17 protein-coding genes are annotated in these 19,237 nt (G+C 71.7%); 11 read left to right on the top strand and 6 right to left on the bottom strand.

The window, feature by feature from the left end; all coding sequences use genetic code 11:
- The first annotated feature begins 115 nt into the window (after nt 1–115).
- On the top strand, nt 116–1,825 hold the full coding sequence (leuA, locus tag PD653B2_RS10890; RefSeq protein ID WP_085872402.1) for a 2-isopropylmalate synthase: 1,710 nt from the start codon (nt 116–118) through the stop codon (nt 1,823–1,825).
- Here the strand turns inward: leuA and PD653B2_RS10885 are convergent.
- A complete protein-coding gene (locus PD653B2_RS10885; RefSeq protein ID WP_085872401.1) occupies nt 1,812–4,589 on the bottom strand; it encodes an ATP-binding protein in 2,778 nt (925 codons plus the stop codon). The two genes, leuA and PD653B2_RS10885, sit on opposite strands and share 14 nt — an antisense overlap.
- Before the next feature lie 75 nt (nt 4,590–4,664).
- Here PD653B2_RS10885 and PD653B2_RS10880 point away from each other — a divergent pair, with 75 nt between their 5' ends.
- From PD653B2_RS10880 to PD653B2_RS10865, 4 genes are all read left to right on the top strand, one after another.
- Complete coding sequence (locus tag PD653B2_RS10880) at nt 4,665–5,522, top strand: alpha/beta fold hydrolase (protein WP_085872400.1); 858 nt, start codon at nt 4,665–4,667, stop codon at nt 5,520–5,522.
- A 30-nt stretch (nt 5,523–5,552) separates the two neighbouring features.
- Nucleotides 5,553–6,281 (top strand): DNA repair protein RecO, encoded by a 729-nt coding sequence (recO, locus tag PD653B2_RS10875; protein ID WP_085872399.1) that lies wholly within the window; start codon nt 5,553–5,555, stop codon nt 6,279–6,281.
- Nucleotides 6,282–6,418: 137 nt separating this feature from the next.
- Nucleotides 6,419–7,201, top strand: a complete 783-nt coding sequence (locus tag PD653B2_RS10870; protein ID WP_085872398.1) for an isoprenyl transferase — start codon at nt 6,419–6,421, stop codon at nt 7,199–7,201.
- Nucleotides 7,202–7,292: 91 nt separating this feature from the next.
- A complete protein-coding gene (locus PD653B2_RS10865) occupies nt 7,293–8,936 on the top strand; it encodes a sensor histidine kinase (RefSeq protein WP_133059030.1) in 1,644 nt (547 codons plus the stop codon).
- 3 nt (nt 8,937–8,939) lie between these two features.
- On the opposite strand, the gene PD653B2_RS10860 is transcribed toward PD653B2_RS10865, so the two are convergent.
- The 4 genes from PD653B2_RS10860 to PD653B2_RS10845 are packed head-to-tail and all read right to left on the bottom strand — an operon-like array spanning nt 8,940 to nt 12,031.
- Nucleotides 8,940–9,353 carry a Fur family transcriptional regulator gene (locus tag PD653B2_RS10860; RefSeq protein WP_085872396.1) on the bottom strand — a complete coding sequence of 138 codons (414 nt, stop codon included), beginning with the start codon at nt 9,351–9,353 and terminating at the stop codon, nt 8,940–8,942.
- Nucleotides 9,340–10,347 carry a metal ABC transporter permease gene (locus tag PD653B2_RS10855; protein WP_242665243.1) on the bottom strand — a complete coding sequence of 336 codons (1,008 nt, stop codon included), beginning with the start codon at nt 10,345–10,347 and terminating at the stop codon, nt 9,340–9,342. The genes PD653B2_RS10860 and PD653B2_RS10855 overlap by 14 nt, the downstream gene beginning before the upstream one ends.
- The gene (locus PD653B2_RS10850; RefSeq protein ID WP_242665242.1) at nt 10,344–11,132 is read right to left on the bottom strand and encodes a metal ABC transporter ATP-binding protein; all 789 of its coding nucleotides are present in this window, start codon (nt 11,130–11,132) and stop codon (nt 10,344–10,346) included. The genes PD653B2_RS10855 and PD653B2_RS10850 overlap by 4 nt, the downstream gene beginning before the upstream one ends.
- Nucleotides 11,129–12,031 carry a metal ABC transporter substrate-binding protein gene (locus PD653B2_RS10845; RefSeq protein ID WP_207559432.1) on the bottom strand — a complete coding sequence of 301 codons (903 nt, stop codon included), beginning with the start codon at nt 12,029–12,031 and terminating at the stop codon, nt 11,129–11,131. Before PD653B2_RS10845 ends, PD653B2_RS10850 begins: the two co-directional genes overlap by 4 nt.
- A 412-nt stretch (nt 12,032–12,443) precedes the next feature.
- On the opposite strand from PD653B2_RS10845, the gene PD653B2_RS10840 reads away from it, so the two are divergent.
- The 5 genes from PD653B2_RS10840 (at nt 12,444) to PD653B2_RS10820 (ending at nt 17,145) form a co-directional block, all read left to right on the top strand.
- Entirely contained in the window at nt 12,444–12,755 is a 312-nt protein-coding gene (locus PD653B2_RS10840) for an antibiotic biosynthesis monooxygenase family protein (RefSeq protein WP_242665241.1), read from the top strand.
- 59 nt (nt 12,756–12,814) lie between these two features.
- Nucleotides 12,815–14,212: a glycine--tRNA ligase gene (locus PD653B2_RS10835; RefSeq protein ID WP_085872393.1), complete on the top strand. Its 1,398-nt coding sequence runs from the start codon at nt 12,815–12,817 to the stop codon at nt 14,210–14,212.
- A gap of 26 nt (nt 14,213–14,238) precedes the next feature.
- Nucleotides 14,239–14,961: a hypothetical protein gene (locus PD653B2_RS10830; protein ID WP_133059031.1), complete on the top strand. Its 723-nt coding sequence runs from the start codon at nt 14,239–14,241 to the stop codon at nt 14,959–14,961.
- Between the two features lie 37 nt (nt 14,962–14,998).
- Nucleotides 14,999–16,138, top strand: coding sequence for a tRNA dihydrouridine synthase DusB (dusB, locus tag PD653B2_RS10825; RefSeq protein ID WP_085872391.1), 1,140 nt, complete (start codon nt 14,999–15,001; stop codon nt 16,136–16,138).
- 146 nt (nt 16,139–16,284) lie between these two features.
- A complete protein-coding gene (locus tag PD653B2_RS10820; RefSeq protein WP_085872390.1) occupies nt 16,285–17,145 on the top strand; it encodes a hypothetical protein in 861 nt (286 codons plus the stop codon).
- 41 nt (nt 17,146–17,186) lie between these two features.
- On the opposite strand, the gene PD653B2_RS10815 is transcribed toward PD653B2_RS10820, so the two are convergent.
- Nucleotides 17,187–17,885 (bottom strand): HEAT repeat domain-containing protein, encoded by a 699-nt coding sequence (locus PD653B2_RS10815; protein WP_085872389.1) that lies wholly within the window; start codon nt 17,883–17,885, stop codon nt 17,187–17,189.
- A gap of 80 nt (nt 17,886–17,965) precedes the next feature.
- Between PD653B2_RS10815 and PD653B2_RS10810 the strand changes: the two genes are divergently transcribed.
- Nucleotides 17,966–19,234, top strand: coding sequence for a deoxyguanosinetriphosphate triphosphohydrolase (locus PD653B2_RS10810; RefSeq protein WP_085872388.1), 1,269 nt, complete (start codon nt 17,966–17,968; stop codon nt 19,232–19,234).
- Nucleotides 19,235–19,237 lie beyond the last annotated feature (3 nt).

The following is a 19,237-nucleotide window of genomic DNA, read 5'->3' as shown; positions in this document are numbered from 1 at the left end:
ACGATGCGCCAGCTTCTCCTTCGCTGCCGTAGCGAGGTCTGAGCCCGAGCCGGACCCCCTCGCTGCGGAGTGAGTGCGTGCGACCGGCCGCCCAGCACCAGCCAGCGAGGACACCATGACCAGCATTCCCCAGCAGAAGCCCAGCGGCATGCCGTTCCAGCGCTACCGCGCCTTCCCGCCGATCGACATCCCCGACCGCACCTGGCCCGACAAGGTCATCACGGAGGCGCCGCGCTGGCTCTCCACCGACCTGCGTGACGGCAACCAGGCGCTGATCGACCCGATGAGCCCGGCCCGCAAGATGAAGATGTTCGACCTCCTGGTGAAGATGGGCTACAAGGAGATCGAGGTCGGCTTCCCGTCGGCCAGCGAGACCGACTTCGCCTTCGTCCGCCAGCTCATCGAGGGGGACCGGATCCCCGACGACGTGACGATCTCGGTGCTGACGCAGGCGCGCGAGGACCTGATCGAGCGCAGCGTGCAGTCCCTGGTCGGCGTACCCCGGGCCAACATCCACCTCTACAACGCGCTCGCCCCGCTCTTCCGCCGCGTGGTCTTCCACGCCGGCAAGGACGAGGTCAAGGACATCGCGACCCGCGGCACCGAGCTGGTCCTCAAGCACGGCGAGAACCACCTCGACATGACGGTGATCGGCTACGAGTACAGCCCCGAGATCTTCACCTCCACCGAGCTGCCGTTCAGCCTCGAGGTCTGCGAGGCGGTCTCCGACGTGTGGCAGCCGGAGGACGGCCGCGAGATCATCCTCAACCTGCCGGCGACCGTCGAGTCCGCGACGCCGAACGTGTACGCCGACCAGATCGAGTGGTTCTCCCGCCAGCTCACCCGGCGCGAGAACACCGTGATCTCGCTGCACCCCCACAACGACCGGGGTACGGCGGTCGCCGCGACCGAGCTGGCGATGATGGCCGGCGCCGACCGGGTCGAGGGCTGCCTCTTCGGCCACGGCGAGCGCACCGGCAACGTCGACCTGGTCACCCTCGCCATGAACCTCTTCAGCCAGGGCATCGACCCGATGGTCGACGTCTCCGACATCGACGAGATCCGCCGCACCGTCGAGTACTGCACCCAGCTGCCGGTCCACCCGCGGCACCCCTACGCGGGCGACCTCGTCTACACCGCCTTCTCCGGCTCCCACCAGGACGCCATCAAGAAGGGGCTCGAGGACCTCGAGCGCCAGGCCGCCGAGCAGGGCGTGCCCGTGGGCGAGCTGCCCTGGGAGGCGCCGTACCTCCCGATCGACCCGAAGGACGTCGGCCGCACCTACGAGGCGGTGATCCGGGTCAACAGCCAGTCCGGCAAGGGCGGCGTCGCCTACATCCTCAAGGCCGAGCACAAGCTGGACCTGCCGCGGCGCGCGCAGATCGAGTTCAGCCGGGTCGTCCAGGAGCGCACCGACACCGAGGGCGGCGAGATGACGCCCGAGGCGATCTGGGACGTCTTCTCGAGCGAGTACCTCACCCGTGAGACGCCGCTCCAGCTCAACTCGGTCCACACGTCGTCGGCCGCGGGGGAGAAGGACGCGCTCGACGTGAACGTCTACGTCGACGGCGAGATCCACTCCCTCCACGGCGAGGGCAACGGCCCGCTCTCGGCGTTCTGCAACGCGATCAACGGGCTCCCGAACGACTTCGACGTGCGGATCCTCGACTACGCCGAGCACGCGCTCACCGCCGGTGGCGACGCGCTCGCCGCGGCGTACGTCGAGTGCTCGGTGCGCGACCGGATCTACTGGGGTGTGGGCGTGGACGCGAACATCGTCACGGCCTCGCTCAAGGCCGTGATCAGCGCGGTCAACCGCGCCTGACGCGGGCCAGCGGGAGCCGCACCGTGAACGTGGTGCCCTCGCGGTGGGCGGAGCGCACGTCGATCCGACCACCGTGGGCGGCCACGATCGCGGCGACGATCGACAGGCCGAGACCGGTGCCCTGGATGGCCATCTGCTGGGCGGTCGAGGACCGGAAGAACCTCTGGAAGAGCTGGGGCTGCTCGTCGTCGGGGATGCCGATGCCGGTGTCGCTGACGACGAGGCACGCCTCGGCGCCGTCGCGCTCCACCCGGCACTCGACGCTGCCGCCGTCCTCGGTGAACTTGATGGCGTTGCCGACCAGGTTGACCACCACCCGCTCCAGCTGGACCCGGTCGCCCAGCACGAGGACCGGGCCGGGGGCGCTGCTGAACGACACGGTGATGTCGCGGCCCGCGGCCATCGGCCGGACGGCGTCCTCCGCCTCGGTCAGGATCGTGGCCAGGTCGATCGTCTCGCGGGCCCAGTGCGTCGCGCCGGAGTCGAGGCCGCCGAGGGTCAGCAGGTCGTTGCACAGCGCGATCAGCCGCTGGGCGTTGCGCGCGATGCTGTCGAGCAGCGGCCGCTGCTCGGGCGCCGGGTCGACCACCGACCCGTCCTCGAGGATCTCGGTGTAGCCGACGATGCTGGTCACGGGCGTGCGCAGCTCGTGGCTCACCGTCGAGATGAACTCGTTCTTGGCCTCGTCGAGCTGGCGCATCCGCTCGACCGCCAGCCGCTCCTTGTCGAGCGCCGCGACCAGCATGTCCTGGCTGGCCCGGGCCTCGGTGACGTCGCGGCCCACGCAGAGGTAGCCGAGTCGGGCCGCGACCGTGTCGGCGGCGACGGTCACCGTCATCGAGATCGTGTGGGGGCGCCCGTCGCGGCTGATCCAGGTCCAGTCCCGCGGCACGGTCGCGTCGGCGTCGTCCCCCGCCACGAGACGGTCGAACGCCTCGTCACGGGTCGCGCCCGGGAAGCGGTCGGCGAGCTGGGCGGGGTCGAGCAGGTCGACGAACCGGGTGCCGACCATGTCCTGCGCGTCGTAGCCGAGCAGGTTCACGGCGCCGGCGTTGAAGACCGTGATCCGGCCGCGCGGGTCGATGCCGATCAGCGCGGTGGTGATCGCCGCCTCCAGCAGGTGCCGGTTGAGCCCGGCCGCCGTGCGCTCCGCGGTCAGGTCGGTGCCGGTCATCACGATGTACGTCGGCCGGTCCCGCTCGTCGCGCACGTAGCCGGTGTTCCACAGGACCCGGCGTCGCGCGCCGGTGCTCGTGATCACGTCGGTCTCGCGGCTGACCTGGGCGAAGGCGTCCGTCGGCAGCCCGGTGGGGTAGCCGGTCGATCCCGGTGAGGCGAACGGGAGGTCCCAGACCTCCTTGCCGACCAGCTCCTCCTCGGCGAAGCCGGTGAGCACCGTGGTCGCCCCGTTGACGCGCACCACCTCGCCGTACAGGTCGCAGACGATGATCAGCGCCGGGGTGGTGTCGAGGGTCGCGCTGGTCAGCTTCTCGGCGGCCTCGATGCGGCGGCGCGCGTCGTACTGCGCGGTGACGTCGAGCAGCTGCGCCGCGAACGTCGGCTCCGGCTCCCGGGAGAGCAGCGAGACCAGCACCTCGACCCGGGCCCCGGGACGGGCGCGCAGGCCGGACTCCGTCTTCCAGCCCTCGAGGGTGCCAGAGAGCATCCGGGCGACCACCAGGTCCAGCGGCTCGGAGGTGCTGAGCACCTCGCCGAGTCCGTGACCCACGGTCGTCCCCCCGTCGCCGAGCAGGCGCGCGGCGGCGTCGTTCATCTCGGTGATCTCGAGCAGGTCCTCGTCGGTGCTGCGCAGCAGGAGCATGCCGACCACGGACTCGGTGAAGTTGCGGCGGAAGAGGCGCTCGCTGCTGGCGGTCCGGTCGAGCAGGCGTCGGTGCTGCTCGAGGCCGATCGCCAGCGCCAGCGCCATGACGAGGCTCGTCAAGATGTAGGCCTGCACCACCGCACCGAGCCCGAACGCGGTCAACGCCCCGCGATGCATGTCGAAGCCGAACGGTCCGCTCCCACGGGCGTTCAGGAGCACGGTCACGACGGCGAACCCGATCAGCTCACCGGCGACGATCCGCACGTCGAAACGCAGCGCTGCCCACATCAGCAGCGGCAGGGGGAGGAAGTCCAGCGACACGGTCTGGCCCGGCCCGAAGATGGCGAGCGTCACCGCGGTCAGGGCCAGCAGCTGGACCAGGAACTCCCCGGTCCACCGCCCGGGCCGCCTCATGGCCGGAGCCATCGCCAGCGGCAGGATCAGCAGGGTCGAGGCCGCGTGGGAGACCGACAGGGCCCGCCAGGCGGTCACGAACGGGCTGTCGGTGAGGATGACCACGCCGGAGGACGCGATCGTCGCGAACGTCGCACCTCCCACGACCGCGGCGACCATCAGTCGCAGGAACGTGTCGAGGTCGGCGAGCTCGGGGAGGGTCTCGCGCCCCCGGCGGAGCAGGGCCGCCACCACCAGCGCCTCGGTCGCGTTGCCGACGGCGTACCAGCAGGACAGGTCGACGGCACGCCCGCCGGAGATGTTGGCCGCGGCCGTCGTCACGGCGATGGCCGGCACGAGCCACCACCACCAGCGCCGCGGCGCCAGGCCGAGCAGCGTGACGGCGATGCCGGCAGCCGGCCACCAGGGGGCGGCCGGGGACCCGGCGGGTGCCAGCAGCACCACCGTCAGCCCGGCGACCAACACGGCCGCGAGGAGCAGGAGGGCCGCAGGCAGTCCGAGGTGCCCGCGACCCGAGTTCGACATGGGTGAAGTGTTGTGCAGTACGGGCCCCAGGGCGAGCCCCCACGCAGCGCGGGACGGGCGGGTTAGGTTTGCGCCATGTTGGTGTCGGAGCGGATCGGGCAGTTCTTCGTCGAGGGAGACGCGGGCCGGGACCGGCTCGAGTACACCGAGTACGGCTCCGGGGACGCCTGGGTGGTGCTGCTGCCCGGCCAGCTGATGCCGCGCCGGATGCAGCAGCCGCTGGCCCGCGTGCTGGCCGCCGAGGGCTTCCACGTGGTCACGCTCGACCCGCTGGGTCACGGCCGGTCCGATCGTCCGGCCGACCCGCACGCCTACTCGGTGACCGCCTTCGCCGAGCAGGTCGTGGCGCTCCTCGACCACGTCGGCGCCGCCCAGGCGGTCGTCGGCGGCTCGTCGCTGGGCGCCAACATCGCCCTCGAGACCGCGGCGATCGCCACCGACCGGGTCCGCGGCCTGCTGCTCGAGGCGCCGATCCTCGACAACGGCGTGGAGTCGGGGATCGTCGCCTTCGGCCCGCTGCTCCTGGCTGCCCGCTTCCTGCCGGTGACGGTGACCGCCCTGCGCCGGGCCACCCGGCCGATCCCGCGCGGCATCGTGCCGTTCTGGGCCGGCGTCGCGCTCGACACCTGCGACCAGCGTGCGGACGCGATGGCCGCCCTGCTGCACGGGCTCTTCTTCGGACGCGCCGCGCCCTCGTCGCGCGAGCGCCGGCGGATCTCCGTCCCGGCGCTGGTCGTCGGCCACCCGCTCGACCCGGTCCACCCCCTCGCCGACGCCGCGATGCTCGCCGCCGAGATCCCGCGGGCGACCCTGCTGCGCTCCCGCTCCGCCCTCGAGTGGCGGCTCCGGCCGGAGCGGCTGGACCGGGCGGCCGTCGAGCTCGCCACCACCTGCTGGAAGACACCCCGCCGCCGACGCCGTACGGCGACGTAGTTTTGCCCGCCCACCGGGCAGAATGAGCGGGTGCCTCTCTACCGCGACGAGGCGATCGTGCTGCGCACCCACAAGCTGGGTGAGGCCGACCGCATCATCACCCTGCTGACCCGCCACCACGGGCGGGTCCGCGCGGTCGCGAAGGGCGTACGCCGCACCACCTCGCGCTTCGGCTCGCGCCTCGAGCCGTTCACCCACGTCGACCTCCAGCTGGCCGAGGGACGCAGCCTCGACACCATCACCCAGGCCGAGACGCTGACCCTCTTCCACGCCGGCCTGGGCCTCGACTACGACCGCTACACCGCCGGCACCGTGATGCTCGAGACCGCCGACCGGCTGGTCGACGAGGAGAAGCAGCCGTCGCTCCAGCACTTCCTCCTGCTCGTCGGCGGGCTGCGGGTGCTGTCGTCGGGCGAGCGCGGCCCGGGCCAGGTGCTCGACTCCTACCTGCTCCGCTCCCTGGCCGTCGCCGGCTACGCGCCGTCGTTCGAGCACTGCGCCCGCTGTGGTGACGAGGGCCCGCACCGCTGGTTCAACCCGTCGATGGGCGGCATGCTCTGCGTGACCTGCCGGGTGCCCGGCTCGGCCGGCCCGGCCGCGGAGACCGTGGCCGTGATGGGCGCGCTGCTCGCGGGCGACTGGCCGGTCGTCGACGTCGCCGACCCGCGCCACCTGCGCGAGGCGAGCACGCTGGTCGCCGCCTACCTCGCCTGGCACCTCGAGCGCGGCCTCAAGTCGCTGGCCTACGTGGAGCGGTGAGCGGCGGGTTTCACCGGTCGGCCGCCGAGCCCCGCACGACACGCCGGGGGCCACCGGCGTGTCGTGCAGGTTCTGGCGGTCAGCCGGTGAAACCCCACAGCACTGACCGACCCCTCATCGCCCCGTAGGCTCGGCCCGTGAAGCGCACGGTCCGCCAGCCCACCCCGCACCCCTCGGGAGCGCGGCCGCCGGCGATCCCGAGGGACCTGGTGCCGAAGCACGTCGCCATCGTGATGGACGGCAACGGTCGCTGGGCCAAGGAGCGCGGGCTGCCCCGCACCAAGGGTCACGAGCAGGGCGAGCACTCGCTCTTCGACGTGGTCGAGGGCGGGATCGAGATCGGCGTGAAGGCGATCTCGGCGTACGCCTTCTCGACCGAGAACTGGTCGCGCTCACCCGACGAGGTCAAGTTCCTGATGGGCTTCAACCGCGACGTGATCCGCCGCCGACGCGACGAGATGCACGAGCTGGGTGTGCAGGTCCGGTGGGCCGGCCGAGCCCCGCGACTGTGGAAGTCCGTGATCAAGGAGCTCCAGGCCGCCGAGGAGCTGACCCGGAAGAACGACGTCCTCACGCTGACCATGTGCGTCAACTACGGCGGCCGGGCCGAGCTCGCCGACACCGCCCGCAGCATCGCCCGCGAGGTCGCCGCCGGGCGGCTGGACCCCGAGAAGGTCGACGAGAGGACCTTCGCCCGCCACCTCTACGTGCCCGAGCAGTCCGACGCCGACCTGGTCTGGCGGACGTCGGGGGAGCAGCGGCTCTCCAACTTCATGCTCTGGCAGGCGGCGTACGCCGAGCTGGTCTTCACCGACGTGCTCTGGCCCGACGTGGACCGTCGGCACCTGTGGGACGCGATCGACCGCTACACGCGGCGCGACCGCCGGTACGGCGGAGCGGTCCCCAACCCCGGCTCGTGACGGTCCGTTCGTCGGTGGACCGGTCCGAGTTCCCCGTCCTGGGCCGTGCTCTCTGCCATCCTGAGGCCACCGACGGGAGGGAGGAGGGTGGATGGGGACTCTCGGGCGAGCCACGGGAACTGCCCGCCGGATCCTTCTCACCGAGGACCCGCACCCGGGGGTGATCCAGGCACTCTTCGTCGCGCTCTACGTCCTCGACCTGGTGCTGCGGGCCGTCGGCGGGGGCGGTGCGCCGTTCGGCCCCGGGCCGCTCGTCGGGCTGGCGCTGGTCGGGATCGTCGGTGTGGTCGCGGCCGTGGCGCCCTGGGCGACGCTGCCGCGCTGGGCCGTCGTCACCGTCCCGCTGCTCGACATGGCGGCGCTGGGGCTCTCCCGGATGGACGCCGCGGGTGCGGGCGCGGGCCTGCTCGCCGTGCTCCCCGCGCTGTGGCTCGGCCGCAAGTTCGGCATGCGCGGCGTCCAGGTCGCGGTGGCAGGTGCGGCCTTCCTGATCGTCATCCCGGACCTGGTCCACCTCGGCGCCTCCGGCGTCAACCTCTCCCGCTCGGTGCTCATCCTGTGCACGGTCGCGTGGGCGTCGCTGGCGATCTCCTCGGCGCTGGAGCGCTCGGAGGCCAACCGGGAGACGGCCGAGCGCGGTCGAGGCGAGCTCGCGGCCGCGCTGGCCGTCATCGAGGAGCAGCGCGCCTTCTCCGAGGCGATCCTCGACACCGTCGACGTGGGGCTGGTGCTCCTCGACCCCGACGGCACGTACCGGTCGATGAACAAGCGGCACGAAGCCTTCATGCGGATCGGCTACCCGGACGGGCACAACGGTCGTGCGGGTCAGGTCGGCCAGATCTATGCCGCCGACGGCGTCACGCCGCTCGGCCCGCACGAGATGCCGACGTACCGCGCCAGCCAGGGCGAGGAGTTCGACGACTGCCGCCTCTGGATCGGTGCCGACCCGCTGACCCGCCGGGCGATCTCGGTGTCCGCCCGGTCAGTGCGCGACCAGGGCGACTTCGCGGGTGCCGCCCTCGCCTACAAGGACGTCACGGAGTTCATGCGCGCGCTCAAGGTCAAGGACGAGTTCGTCGCGTCCGTCTCGCACGAGCTGCGGACGCCGCTCACCTCGATCGTCGGCTACGTCGACATCCTCCAGGACCGGCCGGACCTGCCCGGGGACGTCTTGGCCCAGCTCGACGTGGTCGCCCGCAACACCGACCGGCTCAACCGGCTCGTGGCCGACCTGCTCCACACCGCGCAGGCCGACGACGGGCCGATGCACGTGGTCCGCTCCGAGACCGACCTGGGCGTGATCGTGCGCGACAGCGTGCAGGCGGCCACGCCCGCCGCGGAGCGGGCCGGCGTGGGGATCGAGGTCGACGCGCCCCTCTCGCTGATGGTGATGGCCGACCCGCAGCGGATGGCGCAGGTCGTCGACAACCTGGTGTCGAACGCGATCAAGTACACCGCCGCAGGCGGGCGGGTGCGGGTCCGGGTCGCGGTCGACGGCGCCAAGGTCGAGCTCAGCGTCGCCGACACCGGCATCGGCATCGGGGCCTCCGACCGCGACCGCCTGTTCACCCGGTTCTTCCGGAGCCGCCAGGCCGAGGAGCGCTCGATCCAGGGCGTCGGCCTGGGCCTGAGCATCACCAAGGCGATCGTGGAGAGCCACGGCGGCCGGATCGAGGTCGAGAGCGAGCTCGGGCAGGGCAGCGAGTTCCGGGTCCGGCTGCCGATCGGGACGTGACGCTCAGCCGCAGTCGCGGCAGGTGCCGAAGATCTCCAGGGTGTGGCTGACGTCGTCGTACCCGTGCTCGGTGGCGATCGCGCGAGTCCACCGCTCGACGGCGGGACCCTCGACCTCGACCGTGGCGCCGCAGGAGCGGCAGACCAGGTGATGGTGGTGGGTGTCGGAGCAACGCCGGTAGATCGCCTCGCCGTCCTCGGTGCGCAGCAGGTCGACGTCGCCGGCCTCGGCGAGCCGCTGCAGGGTGCGGTAGACGGTGGCGAGGCCGACGGTCTCGCCGCGGTCGCCGAGGAGCTCGTGGATCTCCTGGGCGGAGCGGAAGTCCGCGAACGACTCCAGCGCCTCGATGACCGCCCTGCGCTGGCGGGTCGGGCGGAGCGGCGGGGTGGTGGCCCCGTGCTGGTCAGTGCTCGTCATAGTGCTGCCCGTGAACGGCATGTCGGTGACCGCCGTGGACGTAGTCGACGTGGTCGCCGTGCTCCACCGCGACGTGGCCACAGTCCCTGCCGTGGTCGTGGGGGTGCTCGTCGATGACCTCGTGGGCGGCGACCTCGACCACGGGGAACGGCTGACGCAGTCGGCGCCGCGACCGCAGGAAGACCCCGACCGGCCAGGCGATGACGAAGCCGGCCAGCGCGACGAGCACGATCGTGGGTCCCGGGGCGACCCGCGCGTAGTTGGAGGTGTACGCCGAGAGCAGCAGCCCGCCCGTCGAGGCGACCGTGCCGAGGACCATCGCGGCACCGAGCGTCGACCGGAAGGACCGGGTCACCTGCTGCGAGGTCGCGACCGGCACCACCATCAGCGCCGAGACCAGCAGCAGCCCCACGGTCCGCATCGCGACGGTGACGGTGACCGCGGCGAGCACCGCGACCAGCACGTTGTAGAAGCGGATGTTGAGCCCGGCGACCCGGGCGAACTCCTGGTCCTGCGCGACCGCGAACAGCTGCGGGGCGAGGCCCACGCAGACCAGCACGATCACGGCGGCCAGCACCATCACGACGATCACGTCGGTGCGCGAGGTCGTGGTGATCGCGCCGAAGAGGAACTCGTTCAACCGGTTGGCGCTCTGCCCCGCGAGCCCGGTGAGCAGGACGCCGCCCGCCAGTCCGCCGTAGAAGAGCAGCGCGAGCGCGACATCGCCGTTGGTGTGTCCGCGTTCGCGGATGACCTCGATGAGGACCGCGCCGAGCACGGCCACGACGACGGCGGTCCAGGTGGGGGACGCGTGCGTGAGGAGGCCGAGCGCGACGCCGGTGACGGCGACGTGGCCGATGCCGTCGCCCATCAGCGCCTGCCGTCGCTGCACGAGGTAGGTGCCGATGGCCGGTGCCGCGAGACCGGTGAAGACCGCGGCGATGATCGCTCGCTGCATGAACGGGTAGCCGAGCAGGTCGATGAAGTCGCTCACGGCGCACCGTCCAGCAGGGACGAGACGTGCGGTGCGTGGTCGTGCCGGACGGGCACGTCGTGGTGGTGGTGATGGCCGTCGAGGTGCGCGGTCGCGACCTCGGCGCTCGCGAGCGGCGGGCCGTCGTACGCGATCCGGCCGTCGCGCATGACGACCGCACGGTCGATGAGCGGCGCCATCGGGCCGAGCTCGTGCGCGACCAGCACGATCGTCGAGCCGCGCTGCGAGAGGGTCTCGAGGGTGTCGGCGAGGACCTGCTGGTTGGGCAGGTCGACACCCGCGGTCGGCTCGTCGAGGAAGAACAGGTCCGGCTCGCCGGCCAGCGCCCGGGCGATCAGCACCCGCTGCTGCTGGCCGCCGGAGAGCGTCGTGACGCCCTCCTGGGCCCGGTGCGACAGGCCGACGACCTCGAGCGCCTCCGCGATGGCGGCCCGGTCGCGGCGGCCGAGCGGTCGCAGCAGCCGGCGGTGCGTGAGCCGCCCGGAGGCGACGATCTCCCACACCGACGCTGGTACGCCGGACCCGGCGCCACCGCGCTGGGGGACGAACCCGATGCGTCGCCAGTCGTGGAAGGCGCCGAACGGCGTGCCGAAGAGCCTGAGCTCGCCGGTGGCGAGGGGCAGGAGACCGGTGAGCGCGCGCACCAGCGTCGACTTGCCCGAGCCGTTGGCGCCCATCAGGGCGACGAAGTCGCCGGAGCCCACGGTCAGGTCGATGCCGCGCAGGATCGGGCGGCCGGCGATCGCGACGGCGCCGTTCTGCAGGTCGATGACGGGCTCGGTCAACAGCCGTTCGCCTCCTCGAGGGCGGACAGGTTGGCGCGCATGAGGGAAAGGTAGTCCTCGTCCGCCGTCTCGTCGCTCAACCCCTCGATCGGGTCGAGCACCTCGCTGCCCACGCCGGTGTCGCGAGCGAGCTGCTCGGCAGTGTCGGGGCTGACGAGCGACTCGGAGAAGACGGTGGTGACGCCGTCGTCCTGGATCAGCTGCTGCAGCCGCGCCAGGTCGGCGGGAGTCGCCTCGGAGTCGGGGGAGAGGCCGATGATCGCGGACATCGTGATCCCGTAGCGCTGGAGGTAGCCGAACGCGTCGTGGCTCACCACGACGGTGCTGCGCTCGCAGCCGGCGAGCCCGTCGGCGTACTCGGCGTCGAGCTCCTCGAGGTCGGAGCGCAGGTCCGCCGCGTTGGCCTCGTAGTCGTCGGCGTGGTCCGGGTCGACCGTCGCGAGCCGGTCGGCGACCGCGTCGCCGACGTCGGCGAGCAGCAGCGGGTCCTGCCAGAAGTGCGGGTCGTCCTCGTCGGACTCGACACCGTGGTCGCGGAACGGCACCAGGTCGACCACCTGGGCGACGTCGAGCACGTCGCCCTCGGCGTTCTCGTCGACCGCGTCGTCGACCGCGGGCTGGAAGCCGCGCTGGAAGACGACCAGGTCGGCTCTCGCGACATCGGCGGTCTCCTTCGGCGTCAGCTCCAGGTCGTGCGGCTCGCCTCCGGTGGAGGTGAGGTTCTCGACACTGGCGTGGTCGCCGGCGACCCGGTCGGCGACGTACTGGAGGGGGTAGAACGCCGCCGCGACCCGGACCCCGTCGGCGGAGGTGGCGGAGTCGTCGGTGAACGCGGCACACCCGCTCGAGACCGAGACGAGCAGGGTGCCGGCGAGGGCCGCGGCGGCGAGCTTCTTCATGAGAATCATTCTCAGAGAGTTGAGAATGATTGTCAAACGCGGGTGTTGTGCGGGGGTGGTTTCGAGGCTCGCTTCGCTCGCACCTCAACCACCGACAATGGGGGCGTTGTGCGGTGGTGGTTTCGAGGCTCGCTTCGCTCGCACCTCAACCACCGACAATGGGGGCGTTGTGTGGGGGTGGTTTCGAGGCTCGCTTCGCTCGCACCTCAACCACCGACAATGGGGGTGTTGTGCGGGGGTGGTTTCGAGGCTCGCTTCGCTCGCACCTCAACCACCGACAGTGAGGGTGTTGTGCGGGGGTGGTTTCGAGGCTCGCTTCGCTCGCACCTCAACCACCGACCTCGGTGGTGGAGGTGTGAGGAGCACCAGCGACGAGCCTCGACACCACCACTACCCTGGGGAGGTGCTGGTCGTGAACAGGTTCCGCGTGCCCCTCGAGGAGGGTGAGACCTTCCGGGCCGAGCTCGAGACCGCCCATGTCGCCCTCGCCGCCTGCGTCGGGTACGTCGACGGCGAGATCGGGCGCAATGTCGACGAGCCGGGCCTCTGGGTGCTGACGACCCGCTGGGAGAACGTCGGCAGCTACCGCCGCGCGCTCTCGTCGTACGACGTGAAGCTGCGCGCGGTCATGGTGCTCAGCCGGGCGATCGAGGAGCCGTCGGCCTACGAGCCCGCCGGTCCCGGCACCACCCTCAATATCGAGTCGACCAGGTCGTTAGGCTGATCGCTCCGCAGCACCCGCCTGACCGGCAGCCAGCCGGTCGAGATCTCAGGAGCTCCACCGTGGCCAAGCCGCCCCCGTCCACCGTCGACCACGTCGTCTCCCTCGCCAAGCGCCGGGGCTTCGTCTACCCGTGCGGCGAGATCTACGGCGGCACCCGGTCGGCCTGGGACTACGGCCCCCTCGGTGTCGAGCTCAAGGAGAACATCAAGCGCCAGTGGTGGAAGTCCATGGTGCAGATGCGCGACGACATGGTGGGTCTCGACTCCAGCATCATCCTGCCGCGCCAGGTGTGGGAGGCCAGTGGGCACGTCGACACGTTCACGGACCCGCTGACCGAGTGCCAGTCGTGCCACAAGCGCTACCGGGCCGACCACCTCCAGGAGGAGTACGCCGAGAAGAAGGGCATCGAGGACCCCGACACGGTCGACATGTCCACGCTGGCCTGCCCCAACTGCGGCACCCGGGGCGCGTGGACCGAGCCGCGCCAGTTCTCCGGCCTGCTCAAGACCTACCTCGGCGTGCTCGAGGACGAGTCCGGCCTCCACTACCTGCGTCCCGAGACGGCGCAGGGCATCTTCATCAACTTCGCCAACGTGGTGACCTCGAGCCGCCAGAAGCCGCCGTTCGGCATCGCCCAGATCGGCAAGAGCTTCCGCAACGAGATCACGCCCGGCAACTTCATCTTCCGCACCCGCGAGTTCGAGCAGATGGAGATGGAGTTCTTCGTCAAGCCGGGCGAGGACGAGGAGTGGCACCAGTACTGGATCGACGAGCGCACGAAGTGGTACGTCGACCTCGGGATCGACCCCGACAACCTGCGCCACTACGAGCACGCGCAGGAGAAGCTCAGCCACTACTCCAAGCGCACCGTCGACATCGAGTACCGCTTCAAGTTCGCCGGCTCCGAGTGGGGCGAGCTCGAGGGCATCGCCAACCGCACCGACTTCGACCTGACCACCCACGCGAAGCACTCCGGCCAGGACCTGTCCTACTTCGACCAGGCCAACAACGAGCGCTACACGCCGTACGTCATCGAGCCGGCTGCCGGCCTCTCGCGCAGCCTGATGACCTTCCTGGTCGACGCCTACACCGAGGACGAGGCCCCCAACACCAAGGGCGGCGTCGACAAGCGGGTCGTGCTCAGGCTCGACCCGCGCCTGGCCCCGGTCAAGGTCGCCGTGCTGCCGCTGAGCCGCAACGCGGACCTCTCGCCGAAGGCGAAGGACCTCGCCGCCGAGCTGCGCCGCAACTGGAACGTGGACTTCGACGACTCCGGCGCGATCGGGCGTCGCTACCGGCGCCAGGACGAGGTCGGGACGCCGTACTGCGTGACCGTCGACTTCGAGACCCTCGACGACCACGCGGTCACCGTGCGCGAGCGGGACTCCATGACGCAGGAGCGGGTGGGCCTCGATCGCATCACGGCGTACTTCGCCGAGCGTTTCGTCGGTTGCTGAGCCGACCCCGCATGCACACTGTCTCCATGTCGAGGGCCCGCACGTTCCTGCACCGTTCCGGGGTGTCTGCGGCCGCCCTGCTCGTCACGGGCGTGCTCCTGGCGGGCTGCTCCTCGGACAGCGGGGGCGAGCCCGACGCGGACGCCAGCTCACCGATGGTCGGCACGACCGGTGCGACCGGTGCGTCGCCGTACCTGCCCGTGCCGGACGGTGTCGCCCTCACCGAGCCCGGCAGCCAGCTCGCCGTCGGCGACCACGCGGTGGTGGCCTACCAGCCGCGCCAGGACCTGGTGGGTGCCTTCGACATCCAGGTGACCGCGCTGGAGAAGACGACCATCAAGGCGGAGTTCTCCGCGTGGCAGCTCAGCGACGACCAGAAGAAGTCGAACCCCTTCTTCGTCCGGGCGACCGTCGAGAACGTCGGCGACACCGACCTCGGCGGGCGTCCGGTGCCGCTCTACATCGTCAACGACGAGAACGTGCTGGTCGAGGCGACGCCGTTCGCGAGCTCGTTCGACGCCTGCCCCAGCACACCGTTGCCGGAGAAGTTCGCCCCGGGCGCGAAGACCGACGTGTGTCTCGTCTACCTCGCGCCCGACCACGGCGACCTGGTCGCGGTGAGCTTCCGCCCCGAGGAGACCTTCAACCCGATCACGTGGACCGGCGACGTCGTGAAGTACGAGCCGCCGAAGCCGGACAAGGACAAGGGCAAGAAGGACAAGGGCAAGGGCGCGAAGAAGAACGGCTGATTTGGGCCGCTCCGCGGTCGGGCCGGACAATGGGTCCATGCCTGCCCTGCCCACCTCGCTGACCCTGGGGTCCGTGCGGGTCGAGACCCCCGTGGTGCTGGCGCCGATGGCGGGCATCACCAACGCGGCCTACCGCCGGCTGTGCGCCGAGCAGGGCGCGGGCCTCTACGTCTGCGAGATGATCACCAGCCGCGGCCTGGTCGAGGGCGACCAGCACACCAAGGACATGCTCGTCTTCGACGAGCTCGAGACCGTGCGCTCGGTCCAGCTCTACGGCACCGACCCGGTCTACGTCGGCAAGGCCGCCGAGATCCTGTGCGCGGAGTACGGCGTCGCGCACATCGACCTCAACTTCGGCTGCCCGGTCCCGAAGGTGACCCGCAAGGGCGGGGGCGGCGCGCTGCCGTGGAAGCGCGGCCTGCTCGGCGAGATCCTCGAGGCGGCGGTCGCCGCGGCCACGCCGTACGACGTGCCGGTGACCATGAAGACCCGCAAGGGCATCGACGACGACCACCTCACCTACCTGGACGCCGGCCGGATCGCGCAGGAGAGCGGGGTCGCGGCCATCGCGCTGCACGGCCGGACCGTGGCGCAGGCCTACTCCGGCACCGCCGACTGGGACGCGATCGCGCGCCTGGTCGAGCACGTCGACATCCCCGTGCTGGGCAACGGTGACATCTGGGAGGCCGCCGACGCGGTGCGCATGGTCGAGGAGACCGGCGCCGCCGGCGTCGTGGTCGGCCGCGGCTGTCTCGGCCGCCCCTGGATCTTCCGTGATCTCGCCGCCGCCTTCGCAGGCGAGCAGGTCGCCACCCTGCCGACGCTCGGCGAGGTGACGTCGATGATGCGCCGGCACGCCGAGCTGCTGTGCCAGCACATGGGGGAGGAGCGGGGCTGCAAGGAGTTCCGCAAGCACGTGTCGTGGTACCTCAAGGGCTTCGCCGCCGGGGGCGACCGGCGCCGGTCGCTGGGCCTGGTCCACACGCTCGCGGACCTCGACCTGCTGCTCGCCGAGCTGGACCCCGCCGAGACGTTCCCGGTGGCCGAGCTCGGCACACCGCGCGGCCGCCAGGGCTCGCCTCGTGAGCGCGTCGTGCTCCCCGAGGGCTGGCTCGACGACACCGACGGGACGGGCAGCCACGTCCAGGAGGACGCGAGCGAGACCAGCGGCGGGTGATCGGGAACACCCGAGATTTGTCCCGGCAAGATTGGGACAGGAGCGTGGGCGTGTGCTTGACTCGGCCGTCGTTGCCTTTTCGTGACCTTTCGGGGGGTCCGCACAGGTGACACGACCCCCGTCAGCAACAGCAAAGGATCAGCGCTGTGGCAGAGCATCGCCACAAGCGGGAGACCAATGCCCGCCGCAAGCCCCGTGCCGCACTCGTGGCCGGTCCCGTCGCCTTCCTGGCGACGGCGTCAGTGGTGACCCTCGGCGTTCTCGCCAGCAGTCCCGCCGCCCGTGACCTCGTGGCCGAGGACACCGCCGCCGACCTGTCCGGCGTCCAGTCCCGCGACACGGTCTCTCGCTCCGACTCCCGCGTCGCCGCCCAGGAGCTGGCGAAGACGTTCGCCGTCGACGCGGACCGCGCGGCCACGCTCCGTGCCGTCCGGACGGCGGACACGAAGCTCTGGACCACCACCGTCCTCAACCTCTGGACCGACTCCGGCAAGGACGCCAGCCAGGTCGGCGAGCTGGAGGCCGCCACGAGGGTGCTCGTCACCGGCCGCAAGGCCGATGACCGGGTCGAGGTCGTCGTCGGCGGCAAGTCCCGCTGGGTCACCGCCGGCTACCTCTCCGAGGACAAGCCGCTGACCGCCGCCGCCGGACTCTCGATGGCCCCGTGCCCCGACCCCGGTGTCGAGAGCGGTCTCACCTCGGCCGCCGTCTACGTCTACCGCTCCGTGTGCCACGCCTTCCCGCAGATCACGTCGTACGGCGGCTGGGACGCCCACGGCGAGCACTCCTCGGGCAGGGCGCTGGACATCATGACCAGCGACGTCGCGCTCGGCAACGCCATCGCGGCGTTCCTGCAGGCGCACGCCGCCGAGCTGAACCTCTACGACATCCTCTGGCGCCAGCAGATCTGGACCCCGGTCCGCGCGAGCGAGGGGTGGCGCACCTTCCCGTCGCGCGGATCTGCGACGGCGGACCACTACGACCACGTGCACGTGTCGACGAACTGAGGCAGCGCCAGCGCTGACGAGGCACGCCGACGCTCGGTCCGTCAGGACGCGGGCAGCAGGCACGCGAGCCGCTTCTTGCGGAGGTTCTCGCGCACGATCCACGCGACGTCCGGGTCCGTCTCGTCCCGGAGCGCGGCGAACGCCGCCAGGCCCGGCCCGGGGTCGGCCGCGACCGCGACGCTCCAGCAGTAGCCGAGGCCCTGGCGCAGGGTCCGGACGTCCGCGTCACGGCGCTCGTCGGCGGGGCGGGCCGCCAGCGCGGCCGTCGCCCGCCGGCAGACCTCGACCGCGGTCGCCGCGGCCTCGGGAGCGCGGAGCAGCCGCGGCTCGCAGACGGCCGCCGCGGCCGCCCGCTGGACGAGGGGATGGGGGTCGTCGACCCACGTGAGCACGATCCGTTCGAGGGCCGGGAGGTCGGCGTCGCCGAGCCGCTGCAGGCCCATGGCTACCGCCTCGCGCACCCGCCAGCGGCCGTCCTTGCTCAGCTCGCGCATCCGGGCGGCGACCCGGGGGTCGGCGGCGGCGGGGCCGATGCCGACCACACCGCAGAAGGTCCGGTACTCGTCGCCCCCGGCGATCAGCTCGTCGAAGAGCTCCGGGTCGCCCAGGTCGGCGACGGCCACGGCCAGCTCGATGTTCCCCCGAGGACCGGGGAGGCCGGAGTGCTCGTCGAGGTAGGCGGGCCACGCCGCCCGCTCGAGACCGGTCAGGTCGTCGCGGTAGTGGGAAACCCCGGGCATGCCTCGACCCTACGATCGGCGAGGGCCGGTGGTCAGGGGCGAAGGTCCCAGGTCGGCGGGTCGGCATAGAGTCACCCCCGATGGACAGTCAGGACCGGTACGACGAGACCGCCCGCGAGCGCCTCGTCGAGGAGCTGCCGAAGCGCGTGGACGCGCCGGAGCGCACGCCGTTCGAGCGCGACCGCGCCCGGCTGGTGCACGCCGCCGCGTCGCGGCGGCTGGCCGCGAAGACGCAGGTCGTGGGGCCGCAGTCCGACGACTTCACGCGCAACCGTCTGACCCACAGCCTCGAGGTCGCCCAGGTCGCCCGCGACCTCTCGCGCGCGCTCGGCAGCCTGCCCGACATCGCCGAGACCGCGGCGCTCGCGCACGACCTCGGCCACCCGCCGTTCGGTCACAACGGCGAGCGCGTGCTCGCCGAGCTGGGTCAGGGCTGCGGCGGCTTCGAGGGCAACGCCCAGACGCTGCGGCTGCTCACCCGGCTCGAGGCCAAGACGTTCTCGCCCGCGGGGGAGTCGGTCGGGCTCAACCTGACCCGGGCCACGCTCGACGCCTGCACGAAGTACCCGTGGCCGCTCGCCGACGCCGAGGAGCCGCGCGGTGTGCACGCCGACGGGTCGCCGCGGTTCGTGCTGAAGTTCGGCGTCTACGACGACGACCGGCCGGTCTTCGACTGGATGCGGCGCGGTGCTGTCGGCACCCGCCAGTGCCTCGAGGCGCAGGTGATGGACCTCGCCGACGACGTCGCCTACTCCGTGCACGACATCGAGGACGGCATCGTCGCCGAGCGGGTCGAGCTCGCGAAGTTCGACGAGGCCGCGGTCTGGGAGACGGTCCGCGACTGGTACCTCCCCGACGCCACCGACGACCTGCTCGACGAGACGCTCGCCGGTCTGCGCAGCGTCGGCAGCTGGCCGACCTCGCCGTACGACGGCAGCCGGCGCTCGCTCGCCGCCCTCAAGAACCTCACCAGCGACCTGATCGGACGCTTCTGTGGCGCCGTCCAGCACGCCACCTTCGCCGCCGGCGACGGCCCGTTCGTGCGCTACGCCGCCGACCTCGTCGTCCCCGAGCAGACCCGCCTCGAGATGGCCGTCCTCAAGGGCATCGCCGCCCACTACGTCATGCGTGCCGACGACCGCGTCGCCGCGATGGTGCGCCAGCGCGAGCTGCTCGCCGAGCTGGTCGCCGTCCTCGCCCACCGCGGCCCGGACGCCCTCGAGCGCCCGTTCGCCGACGACTGGGCTGCAGCTCCCGACGACCGGGCGAGGTTGCGGGTCGTCATCGACCAGGTCGCGTCGCTCACCGACGCCAGCGCGCTCGCCTGGCACACCGCGCTGCGCAGCTGACCC

The sequence above is a fragment of the Nocardioides sp. PD653-B2 genome, assembly GCF_002117935.1.
Taxonomy (GTDB): Bacteria; Actinomycetota; Actinomycetes; order Propionibacteriales; family Nocardioidaceae; genus Nocardioides.
This window is presented reverse-complemented; position numbering and strand designations above follow the sequence as displayed.

Excerpts from the sequence above, each read along its gene's own strand:
- PD653B2_RS10815 (WP_085872389.1), bottom strand. The coding sequence starts at position 17,885 with ATGCCCGGGGTTTCCCACTACCGCGACGACCTGACCGGTCTCGAGCGG.
- PD653B2_RS10830 (WP_133059031.1), top strand. The coding sequence starts at position 14,239 with ATGTCGAGGGCCCGCACGTTCCTGCACCGTTCCGGGGTGTCTGCGGCC.
- PD653B2_RS10810 (WP_085872388.1), top strand. The coding sequence starts at position 17,966 with ATGGACAGTCAGGACCGGTACGACGAGACCGCCCGCGAGCGCCTCGTC.
- PD653B2_RS10845 (WP_207559432.1), bottom strand. The coding sequence starts at position 12,031 with ATGAAGAAGCTCGCCGCCGCGGCCCTCGCCGGCACCCTGCTCGTCTCG.
- PD653B2_RS10860 (WP_085872396.1), bottom strand. The coding sequence starts at position 9,353 with ATGACGAGCACTGACCAGCACGGGGCCACCACCCCGCCGCTCCGCCCG.
- PD653B2_RS10885 (WP_085872401.1), bottom strand. The coding sequence starts at position 4,589 with ATGTCGAACTCGGGTCGCGGGCACCTCGGACTGCCTGCGGCCCTCCTG.
- leuA (WP_085872402.1), top strand. The coding sequence starts at position 116 with ATGACCAGCATTCCCCAGCAGAAGCCCAGCGGCATGCCGTTCCAGCGC.
- dusB (WP_085872391.1), top strand. The coding sequence starts at position 14,999 with ATGCCTGCCCTGCCCACCTCGCTGACCCTGGGGTCCGTGCGGGTCGAG.
- PD653B2_RS10865 (WP_133059030.1), top strand. The coding sequence starts at position 7,293 with ATGGGGACTCTCGGGCGAGCCACGGGAACTGCCCGCCGGATCCTTCTC.
- PD653B2_RS10880 (WP_085872400.1), top strand. The coding sequence starts at position 4,665 with ATGTTGGTGTCGGAGCGGATCGGGCAGTTCTTCGTCGAGGGAGACGCG.